At 39.7% G+C, this 9891-nt stretch carries 11 protein-coding genes and 2 pseudogenes; 3 read left to right on the top strand and 10 right to left on the bottom strand.

All coding sequences use genetic code 11. The features are described 5' to 3' along the window. The 3 genes and pseudogenes from PX481_RS30080 to PX481_RS08065 all read right to left on the bottom strand — a co-directional run. A pseudogene (locus PX481_RS30080) lies at nucleotides 1-174 on the bottom strand (DUF6391 domain-containing protein); the annotation flags it as partial. After that, nucleotides 171-1295, bottom strand: a complete 1125-nt coding sequence (locus tag PX481_RS08070) for a tetratricopeptide repeat protein (RefSeq protein ID WP_288094273.1) — start codon at nucleotides 1293-1295, stop codon at nucleotides 171-173. The gene PX481_RS08070 and the pseudogene PX481_RS30080, both read right to left, overlap by 4 nt. A 15-nt stretch (nucleotides 1296-1310) precedes the next feature. Beyond that, nucleotides 1311-2012 carry a 16S rRNA (uracil(1498)-N(3))-methyltransferase gene (locus PX481_RS08065; RefSeq protein WP_002760717.1) on the bottom strand — a complete coding sequence of 234 codons (702 nt, stop codon included), beginning with the start codon at nucleotides 2010-2012 and terminating at the stop codon, nucleotides 1311-1313. A 433-nt stretch (nucleotides 2013-2445) separates the two neighbouring features. Here PX481_RS08065 and PX481_RS08060 point away from each other — a divergent pair, with 433 nt between their 5' ends. The 3 genes from PX481_RS08060 to PX481_RS08050 all read left to right on the top strand — a co-directional run bounded on the left by PX481_RS08060 (nucleotide 2446) and on the right by PX481_RS08050 (nucleotide 5254). Next, complete coding sequence (locus PX481_RS08060; RefSeq protein ID WP_002760719.1) at nucleotides 2446-2616, top strand: hypothetical protein; 171 nt, start codon at nucleotides 2446-2448, stop codon at nucleotides 2614-2616. Between the two features lie 284 nt (nucleotides 2617-2900). Then, nucleotides 2901-4847: an AAA family ATPase gene (locus tag PX481_RS08055; RefSeq protein ID WP_002760721.1), complete on the top strand. Its 1947-nt coding sequence runs from the start codon at nucleotides 2901-2903 to the stop codon at nucleotides 4845-4847. Continuing rightward, the gene (locus PX481_RS08050) at nucleotides 4847-5254 is read left to right on the top strand and encodes a hypothetical protein (RefSeq protein ID WP_002760723.1); all 408 of its coding nucleotides are present in this window, start codon (nucleotides 4847-4849) and stop codon (nucleotides 5252-5254) included. Before PX481_RS08055 ends, PX481_RS08050 begins: the two co-directional genes overlap by 1 nt. Nucleotides 5255-5296: 42 nt before the next feature. Here the strand turns inward: PX481_RS08050 and PX481_RS08045 are convergent, their stop codons facing one another. The 7 genes and pseudogenes from PX481_RS08045 to PX481_RS08015 all read right to left on the bottom strand — a co-directional run. Continuing rightward, a complete protein-coding gene (locus PX481_RS08045) occupies nucleotides 5297-5548 on the bottom strand; it encodes a hypothetical protein (RefSeq protein ID WP_002760725.1) in 252 nt (83 codons plus the stop codon). A 4-nt stretch (nucleotides 5549-5552) separates the two neighbouring features. Further along, a complete protein-coding gene (locus PX481_RS08040) occupies nucleotides 5553-6311 on the bottom strand; it encodes a hypothetical protein (protein WP_002760726.1) in 759 nt (252 codons plus the stop codon). 30 nt (nucleotides 6312-6341) lie between these two features. Then, complete coding sequence (locus PX481_RS08035) at nucleotides 6342-6734, bottom strand: Mo-dependent nitrogenase C-terminal domain-containing protein (protein ID WP_002760729.1); 393 nt, start codon at nucleotides 6732-6734, stop codon at nucleotides 6342-6344. 571 nt (nucleotides 6735-7305) lie between these two features. Further along, nucleotides 7306-9063 carry an arginine--tRNA ligase gene (gene argS / locus PX481_RS08030; protein ID WP_288094269.1) on the bottom strand — a complete coding sequence of 586 codons (1758 nt, stop codon included), beginning with the start codon at nucleotides 9061-9063 and terminating at the stop codon, nucleotides 7306-7308. A 92-nt stretch (nucleotides 9064-9155) separates the two neighbouring features. Next, on the bottom strand, nucleotides 9156-9542 hold the full coding sequence (locus PX481_RS08025) for a type II toxin-antitoxin system VapC family toxin (protein ID WP_288094275.1): 387 nt from the start codon (nucleotides 9540-9542) through the stop codon (nucleotides 9156-9158). Next, nucleotides 9542-9769: a type II toxin-antitoxin system VapB family antitoxin gene (gene vapB, locus PX481_RS08020; RefSeq protein WP_190357893.1), complete on the bottom strand. Its 228-nt coding sequence runs from the start codon at nucleotides 9767-9769 to the stop codon at nucleotides 9542-9544. The genes PX481_RS08025 and vapB overlap by 1 nt, the downstream gene beginning before the upstream one ends. 41 nt (nucleotides 9770-9810) lie before the next feature. Next, nucleotides 9811-9891: pseudogene (locus PX481_RS08015) on the bottom strand (2-C-methyl-D-erythritol 2,4-cyclodiphosphate synthase); the annotation flags it as partial.

Genomic DNA, 9891 nt, shown 5'->3' with positions numbered 1-9891 from the left:
AGCCATTTCGCTTAATACCCAGACGGTGGCGTGTTCCAAGGCGTGAACCTGTCGCAGGGTGAGAAATTCTTTGAAACCGGGGATAAAGCCGATTTGTGCCAGTAAATCGCTGTCTTGCTGGGGCGAGGGGTTAAACCAGTCGAAAGAGGTGTTAGAAGGGCTACTAGGGGTCATAAAGTTGCGGTAGGGGGAGTTTTTTCGAGAAAGATGAGGGCGCTATAGAGTTGAAAGGCGGTGTCCCAGTAGGTGTCTTCAATGCGTAATAAGTCCAAATGGGGATTGACCATAGGCAGTAATTCGTAAAAATCGGCGGTGGTTTCGGCAAAAGCTGGAAAATCTGACCACAGGGGAACTGCTGCTAGTTGTTGTTTTAGGTAAGAAGCGAAATGATTCCAGTTATCCCGATTGGTGGTCTGTCTTTCCCGACTTTGTTGGTGGTCGGAAAAAGTAATCCCCGCTTGAAAGTGGTAATGGTGATCGCAAATACGAATAATTAAATCCTGTTTTTTCAAATGTAGATCAATAATCTGGGCATAATCAAGAATACTAATTTTTCTCACTTGATTGCGGCGCGCATCCATATCGACACATTCCCCAAAAATCGGCAAGATTCCCTCTACCACGGCGGTAACTTCTGACCAATCAAAAGTTATACTTGCGGTTAGGTCGCTATGGGAAGATTGATAGACTAGGGTGGCTTCTGGTTGGATAGCCCGGAAATATCGAGCTAAATAGAACCTAGGCCGGTTAATCGCTGTAATTGGCTGGCAAAAACAGGGAATTCCTTCTTTTCGCAAGTCGTGAACATATACGGCTAATTCTGCCATCGCCCCGACTCGATACAAGCGCCACGAACGGCTAGGGATTTGTAAGCGGGCGCTATAGGCATCTATTTTAAATATTTGGGCAAATTTTTGGGCTAAGGGCTGTTTTTCTTCGTTAGCCACCGGTTCAAGAATTAACAGCCCCATTTCTCGATTACTAGGGTTGGTTTTGGCTTTTTCGAGGGCAGCCTGTCGCTGTTGTTGTTGCTGTTCCACTTCCACCCGTTCAATCGCTTCTAAGCGGGCGATTCCTTGACGAATTTGGGCGACAAGTTGAGGATTAGCGGTAAATTGCAACATTTTTCGGTATTCTTGCCCTGCTAGTCCGATTTCTCCCTTGATTTCGCTTAAACGCACTTGGTAGAATTTCAGCCAAGGGTTATCGTTTTCTAGGGTCTGGAAGTCGTTGACAAGACGGGCGGCAGTTTGATAGTCTTGACGGTCGAGTGCTTCAGCAATTTCTTTGAACATAGAAACTCCAATCAATTAGCTGTCTAAATAGGCGTTAATGATAGCAAGAGCCACTAAGGGAGCGGTAATTGTTCTCAAAATGCGTTTTCCCAGTGATACAGGCACAAAATCAGCAGCGATCGCTTGTTCTATTTCTGTCTCCGTCCATCCCCCTTCCGGTCCAATGGCCATGGTTATCTCGGTTGATGTTTGTAATTGAGAAAGTAGCGGGGCCACTGTTCTACGGGTAACACCAATATAACAAGTTGTCTGTGGGTTAGCTCCCCGCTTAAGGATTGCTAAAAATGGTTGTGGTTCTTCGATAATAGGAATAATCTGTCTTTCTGATTGTTCTACAGCTTCCCGGGCAATTTTTCGCCAACGGTCAATTTTTTGAGGACTAGGATTGACTAAACCGCGTTCTGTCAGCAGCGGGATAATCCGATAAACTCCTAATTCGGTGGCAGCGCGAACGATATCATCAAAGCCATTTTTGGGAATTGCTACCATTAAATTCACTTGTACTGGTAGTTCGCTAGTTTCGTTTATCGCTTCTAAAAGATGGGCCGAATTATCAATTATTTCCGCTAACCACGCTTGTCCTTGTCCATTTAGGGCAATAAAACGGTCATGGGATTTTAAACGAACAACTTTTTTAAGATAATGACTTTGTTCGGGTGTTAAGACAATTAACCCGTTTTCTAGGGTATTAAAATCAAGAAGAAGACGATAATACAAGGCGGTTTAGTCTATATTGCTATTGTGTTCAGAATCACTGTCAGCTAAGTAGGTAGGTGTTAAAAGTTGTCAGATCCCCCCGCCTATCGGCACCCCCCTTATCAAGGAGGGCAGGGGGGATCAGAGGCAAAATCTATCTTCAATTTAATTATAACTACTTACTTATCTATTTTAGCTTTTATGGTGTTTTTGTATAAGGTTGAGAGTAGATTAGCTTATAGCAGTTATCTTAATGGTGAAGTACGAAGTTTTCCTTTTGGGTAGTCGGTCGTCAATACCAAATTAGGTTATACTTCATGTTTATGACAAAGGCTATAACTTACTATGGCCTTACCTACTCAGATATGTTATAAAATTTATCCTCATCAAGGTATATCTTGGCCAATAGGAATTAAGACTTGACAATCCCCACTCCCTAACCCACAAAAAATTCATGGACATAACTGCTAAAATTGAAGAACTGGCACAAAAATATGAGATACCTCCCCAACTGCTCAAGGAAGCCATGGCTTTAGAAGTAGAAAAAATTACTCTAAAAAATCGGCAGCTATCACCTAAAATTGTCAAACTTATCGAAAAATATACCGACTCCCCACAATCATAAATTTTATAGATATCTTGCATAATTTATTTTTGGTAAGTAGGGAGGCACAATTATTTGTAGGATGGGTTAGCGGTAGCGTAACATAATCGGGCGTTGGGTTTCATGCTTCAACCCAACCTACGTTCATCTTAAATTCCACCCACCCACTTAGTTTAAAAACGACAAAAATAAATATTAAGTTGCATAAAATATCTAAATAAACCATTCTTAATTTTCCTGATTACTGACCACTGGCTACTGACTCCTAACCAACCACAAAATTTTTGATTTTTACAAGAGTTCTTATGACTTTGAGACTGAAACAAATTCGCTTAACTAATTGGAAATGTTATCCTAGTCAAAATATTACTTTTAACCTGCATCCCGACAGAAAAATTCAGATTATCTTCGGTAATAATGGTCACGGTAAAACTTCTCTGATGACAGGTATTTTATGGTGTCTCTATGGTGGAGATATTGTATCTAAAGAGACTTTGAAAACCTATTTTTATCGAGGTGAGGGGGATTCTTCATCAGCAGAAGAAAAAGAAATGCGGGTAGAATTAAATTTTATTAAAAACGAGAAAAATTACTTTATCAGTCGCCAAGCGAAATTAAAATTTAATGGTAGCAGTTCCTATCCTAGCGTAGAGGAAGCATTATTTTATGAAGATGGAACCATGAGAAGTAACTCTAGGGAATATATCGAAGCATTGCTTCCTAAATCTATTCGAGATTTTTTCTGTTTTGATGGCTTAAAAATCGAACAATATACCCAGATAACTCAAACTAAAGAAGCAAAAGAAGCAATTGAAAAAGTTTTGGGTATCCCGGAATTAAGAAATCTGCGTGATGATACAGAAAAAGCCTTGCAAGAATTAGAAAACCGTTTAAATAAAGCCAAGGGAACCAGTCAAACCTTTAGAGATAAGCTGCAAGAATTACGAGAATTAGAAGAAGACATTGATCTTAAAAAAGGTCAGCTTAAAAATGCCAAAGATAGCGAAAAATATGCTATAATTATCTACCAAGACGCTCAAGAAAAAGCCGCTCAGATTGAAAGTTTACGAGAAAAATTAGAGGAAATTCATAACTTAGAGAAAAAGCGTATCGGTTTACAAACTCAGTTAGATAACCTGCAAAAGTCTATCGATTCTTGGTTAAAAAAAGCTTCGATACCTTTGCTGATTAACTTTGTACAGGAAATGGTCGATGATTTGCAAGTTACTAGCTTAAAAAGCACTTATAAAACTAATTCTACAGCAATTTTACAAGCAATACTTGACGATGAAAGCTGTCTATGTGGTCGTTGTTTAGATAAAAATTCTCGGGACTTTATCCTTCAACAAATTGCCGAACTAGAGTCCTTAGAAGTGGATAACGCCACCAGAATAGAAAAAGACCAAATTAGAATTGATTTACAGGGAATTATGCGAGATAATGCTAAATTTAGCAATTATAGTCAATTACTTTTGCAAAGAGATCGTTTAGAAGAAGAAATCGAAGAAATTAATCAACATATTAGACAGCTAAAACAGGAAACCACGGGAATAGATCAAGACTCGGTGAGGGAGATTTGGCGAAAAGTTGGCGAATCTGGTAAAAATGTTGAGATGATCCAAGAAAGGATCGAACGCTTGCAAAAGGAAATCGAAATCAAAGAAAAGCAATTAGAAAATTTACGCAAAGAAGTGGAAATTTTAGCTAGTGAAAATCAGACCACATGGATGTTATCTAATCAGGTTAAAATGGCCAGAGGTTTAAAAAATGCCACTAACGAATTAATCGAATGGCATATCGATAATTCCCAAAAAATGATTAATCAAGTAACCAGCGATCGCTATTTACAAGTAACCAACAAACCGGAGGAATATAGAGGAGTAGAAATCACTCCCGAATACACTTTAGGAATCCGTACCATCACAGGAAAATTATTAAATCCCGATGTCTTAAGTGCGGGAGAAAAGGAAGCTTTAGCTTTTGCTTTTATCACAGGTTTAAATCAAATAACCGATACTTGTGTTCCCCTAATTATGGATACACCTTTTGGTCATTTAGATCAAGAACATCAAAAAAATATTATTAACTCTCTTCCTAATTTAAACTCCCAAGTAATTATTTTAGCCACGGATCGCGATCTTCCCGATCCACTTTTAAATCTGCTGCGTCCCCACACTACCGATATTTTAAAAATACACCGTTTGGCTGCCGATGAAGATGCTTCCGTGATTGAAGTGATGGAGAATTACTAATGCAGAGAATCGATCCCAGTTTGAAGATTTATGCCTCGGAAACTTCCAGAAATTATCTACAGGTACTAAAAGATAATAAAACCTTTGAGCGCATGGTAGATGCCTATTTATTCGCCGCTGCTTTTGCCATTAAACAAGACTTCAGTATCTACGGAACCACTCTGAGCAATCGACAAGATTTAATTACTATTAGCCAAATCGATCCAGAAGTTATTTTAGCTTTAACCGCAGGAATTTATATTATCTGTAAAAAGAATTCCTATCCTCAACCCAGCGATGGCAAAGAAGTTTTAGATAAGATCTGTCAATACGCAGAAGTGGGATTAAGGGAATTAAAAGAACGCTGGCAAGGCAAAGTCAGCAATCAAATCCAAGCTGATATTGAGAGAATTATCAATAATCTCTAAAATTCTCCCTATCTAACCATCTTTTTTAGGGATAACGACAAATTAGATTCTTTCCACACTGCCAAAAAAGACGGGTTCCACGCGAATAGCAATGACACTAGCCGGACGTAAAACCATATATTCCCCTTGGATATTTCTGATCGGAACATTGATAAAATCCTGGGAATCGGCTTTCGGAACTAATTCATTACTGTACCACTTTTGAAATTCTTGGATGGTCAAAAAACGGACTTCCTCGCGATGTCCACTGCTTAAGAACAAATGTACAGCGTACTCGTCAGCTTTTCTACTCATTTTTTTAACTAATCAGATTGAATTTTTGTAATAAAGTTGCCATTAAAGGCGGGAAAGTGAGACGCAATTCGCTCAGATCCGAGAAAATTAATTTTTGGTAGCTTGGCAGGTCAAAAGCTAGTTTACCCTTTAATTCCGCTCGATTTTGATAGGTTAACAGAATTTGTCCGCCCTGTTTACAAGCGATCGCATAACCTAATTCTACACCCACTAGGGGACTGGGCAGTAATTCCGTTTCCTTTTGGCTAATCGCCGTAGCATCGGCAATAAATAATAAACTTTTGCGAATTTGGCGTAATTGACTATCACTCAATCTGGTGACATTGCCCTCAGTTCGGGGCGTTTCTTCCATGGTTAAGGGCAAACGGGAGCGTTTATTGAGATTTTCGACGGTTTCGGTCAAAACTGTTTTTAAAGCGGTGCTAGAGTCCTTAAATTGGCTTTGGGAGCTAAAATAAATGACGGGATCCAACCAAGCGCTGAGGTCTTGTTTAGTAAAGTAAATTTCTTGGGAAATCAGGTCAATATTCGAGATGACGTAACCGCCACTACCTTCGAGGTAAAATTCCACCCTTTCCCCTTCTAGATAGCGTTGGAACCAGACAGAACCCTGTATCGTCAGACTATCATCGAGAAAATCGGCTCTTAAACCCGATTTTAAGAGACTATTGCGACTTAAGCGCAAGTCGTGGGGACGTTTGACAACCTCGCGGATAGGTTCGTATTTGTCCAGATACCAAGCTTTCAGGGCAATGATGGCCATAGGTGTGGCGATTAAAGACACTCACCCATTCTAGCAGTAAGCACCGATATCCTCTCCACATTCATCGGCTAGGTAAGAAAGAGCGCGAAATCTTAACATCATTAGGTTTTCGTAGAGGGGATTTAGCTTGCAAAGGGGCGGAATCTCTAGAATTGTCCGGCTAAATAGGGTAATTTTCCGCGCAAAGGGACATTGAGCCGGAATTAGACGACAAATCCGATGAGCCAGTGCAGGTGTATTAATTTCTAGGCGGTCAATTCGTTGCCGCAGGGGTTGCCATAAATCCCATTTTGGTTGCGGTGACGGGTTTTTCCGATTGCCTTTCGACCAAGGGGCGATCCAATTAGAGACAATTATTTTATTTGTGGTATAATCTGATACATCAGCATCGGCCATAGTCTTACCTTCTATTGATTGACTCATAAGGTTCTATCTGAGATTACGACAGGGCGAACAATCTTTCCCGAAAATCCTCTGGGACGTTCGGACATTTGACCGCTTTAACGATAACATCTCTGGGATAAAATTACTCGTTAAGACTACACAGTAACGCTGGGGCTGCGGAGAGGAAATTTGAACTTTTGTACTAATTCCCGATCTCCGAGTTATCACCTGAAAGCTAATAGGCAACAGACGACAATAAGATAACGTCACGAGTGAGTTTAACTAGATTAATCTCTAAGCTTCGCCCAAAGATATTGGCTCTGATTAGAGCTATTTCTAGGTTAGCAAAAACTCAGGTTTTTTCACGTCAGCATAGTACACTTTTTCTGGGTATAAAATATCACCCAGTTTTTGTCAAAGATACGCAATCCAAGCTGTGGGGTGTGGGGTGTGGGGTGTAGGGTGTGGGGTGTAGGGTGTGGGAATTATGAATTATGAATTGGAAATTGGGGAGTTTTTTGCTGTGAATAGTAAACTGTGAACTGATAACGGATAACTGATTACTGATAACTGATAACTGATTACTGATAACTGATTACTGATTACTGATTTACATTCTTTCCAAAACGGGGATACCCAAGAGATATAAGCCTAATTTGAGGGTTCTTGCCGTTAAATCACACAAAACTAAACGAGAGGTTTTAATCGGTTCTGCTGCTTTCAGAACGGGACAATTCTCGTAGAAACGATTATACTTTTTACTGAGTTCATAAAGATAATCACATAAACGATTGGGTAATAAATCCTCTTCCACGGCACTAATTACTTCCGGCAGTTGCAGTAATTGTTTAGCCAAAATTAATTCGCTTTCATCCTTGAGAATTAGCGGTGAATTGGCACTTAAATCCTGAAAATTAATACCACCTTCGCGACTGATACTCTGGACCCTAGCGTAAGCGTACAGCATATAGGGGGCGGTGTTGCCTTGCAGATTGAGCATTTTGTCGTAACTGAAAACGTAGTTACTATGGCGATTTTGGCTGAGATCGGCGTATTTAACGGCACTTAAACCGACAGTTTCGGCAGTCTTAGCGATAAAATCGCCGGTTTCTTCTCTTTCCTCGCTTGCCAGTCTTTTTTCTAAGTCAGCTAGGGAACAGGCGATCGCTTGATCGAGTAGTTCTTGTAATTTTACCGTCTCCCCGGAACGAGTTTTTAATTTTTTACCATCTTCCCCTAAAACTAATCCAAAAGCGACGTGAACCACTGCCACATTATCGGGTAAAAATCCCGCTTTTTTAGCCACCTGAAATACTTGGGCAAAATGGTTAGCTTGTCCAGCATCGGTGACATAAATTATTCTTGCGGCTTTATCTTGACGCACTCGATAACAAATTGCCGCTAAATCGGTGGTGGCGTAATTATAACCGCCGTCGGATTTCTTGACAATTAGGGGTAAAGGATCGCCCTCTTTGTTGGTAAAACCATCGAGAAAGACGCATAAAGCACCGTTGTCTTCTGTTAGCAATCCCTGTTGATCTAATTCTCTGATTACCGCTTCCAGGTAGGGATTATAAAAAGATTCCCCCCTTTCGGTCAGTTTTATATCGAGAATATCATAGATTTTCTGAAATTCCCGTCGTGATTGTTGACAAAGTAACTGCCATGCTTGACGACTTTGAGGATCACCCGACTGTAATTTTACTACGGCTTGACGGGCAGTTTCTTTAAAGTTTTCGTCTTCATCAAAACGAATTTTGGCCTTTTTATAAAAGCTAACTAAATCCCCTAAATCTAGGGCATCTGCTTGGGTTAAAGCGCTAGGATAAGCTTCTTGTAGATAGGTGATTAACATCCCGAATTGAGTACCCCAATCCCCAACATGATTAAGACGAATTACTTGATGATGACGAAATTCCAGAATCCGAGCAATACAATCACCAATTATAGTCGATCGCAAGTGACCGACGTGCATTTCTTTGGCAATATTGGGACTGGAAAAATCGACAATAATTTTTTGACTGGGGTTAGCAGCGGCAACTCCTAAACGGTTGTCAGTAATTAGGTCTTTTAATTGGGTTTCTAGATAACCGGGTTTCAGGGTAAGATTGATAAAACCAGGTCCGGCAATTTCGGGGGTTTGACAGAGATCATCTATCTCTAGATTTTTTAGTAAAGTTGCCGCCACTTCCCGGGGTTTTTGTTTTAATTCTTTGGCTAAAGAGAGGGAAATATTACATTGATAATCGCCAAAACGGGGGTTACTAGCGGCGACAATTAGAGGATCGGTAGCGGCGAAGTTTTCCCCAAAGGATTTAACTAGGGATTGGGAAAAACGCTCTTTTATTTGTTGGATAATAGCAGTCATAGATAGAATTTAGCAATGAAGGTTAGAAATCTATGGGTAATTAGGAAATTTATCTTGCTCTCATCTTGAATAGAATTGAGCCGGACGGGGTATTATGTCCATTTTCTTGGTACATTATAAGCATCAAATTTAGTATCTTTACTAATTAGAATTAGCGATCTGTTTAGAGATTGAGCAATTAGCATTATATCAAATGGATCACGGTGATGCAAGGGTAAAGTACAAATTTTTAGAGTATCAGAAAATGATATAGACAGTAAGGTTATATCTGATGCTTCTAGTTTAGTTTCAATGGTTTCATAACTTTTTTGTAGGGCTAACTTACCTAAATTTAACTTAATCGCAATTTCCCAGAGACTAACAATACTGACATAAACTTCAGGAGCAAAATCAATTTCCTCCCGAAGATTATCAGGCAAGTTAGGATCGTTTTCAGTTAACCAGATGAAAGTATGAGTATCCAGAAGAAAAGATGTCATCACATATATTCCTGAAAATCTTCCAAAGACTCATCAAAGTCATCGGACAAAGGTAAGATAAATGTACCTTGTAAAATTCCTGAACGACGTTTTCTAAGAGAAGGTTTCTCTATAATAACATCTGATTGATAATTGGCCATCAAATATTCAGCATAGTGAAGCAGCTCTATTTTTAATAACTCTGGCATTGCCTCGACAGTTTCTAAGATTTTTGTGTCTATATTCATAGGTTTGGGATACTTAATTTGAGCTAATTCTTACTAATTACTTATTCCTTAACCAATAAAACCACGGCATAAACTGCGATACCTTCTTCTCGTCCTACCGGTCCCAATTGTTCGTTAGTAGT

Source organism: Microcystis sp. M53603_WE2 (assembly GCF_030065435.1).
Note: the sequence above shows the minus strand (reverse complement) of the source record. Positions and strands in the feature narration are given on the sequence as shown.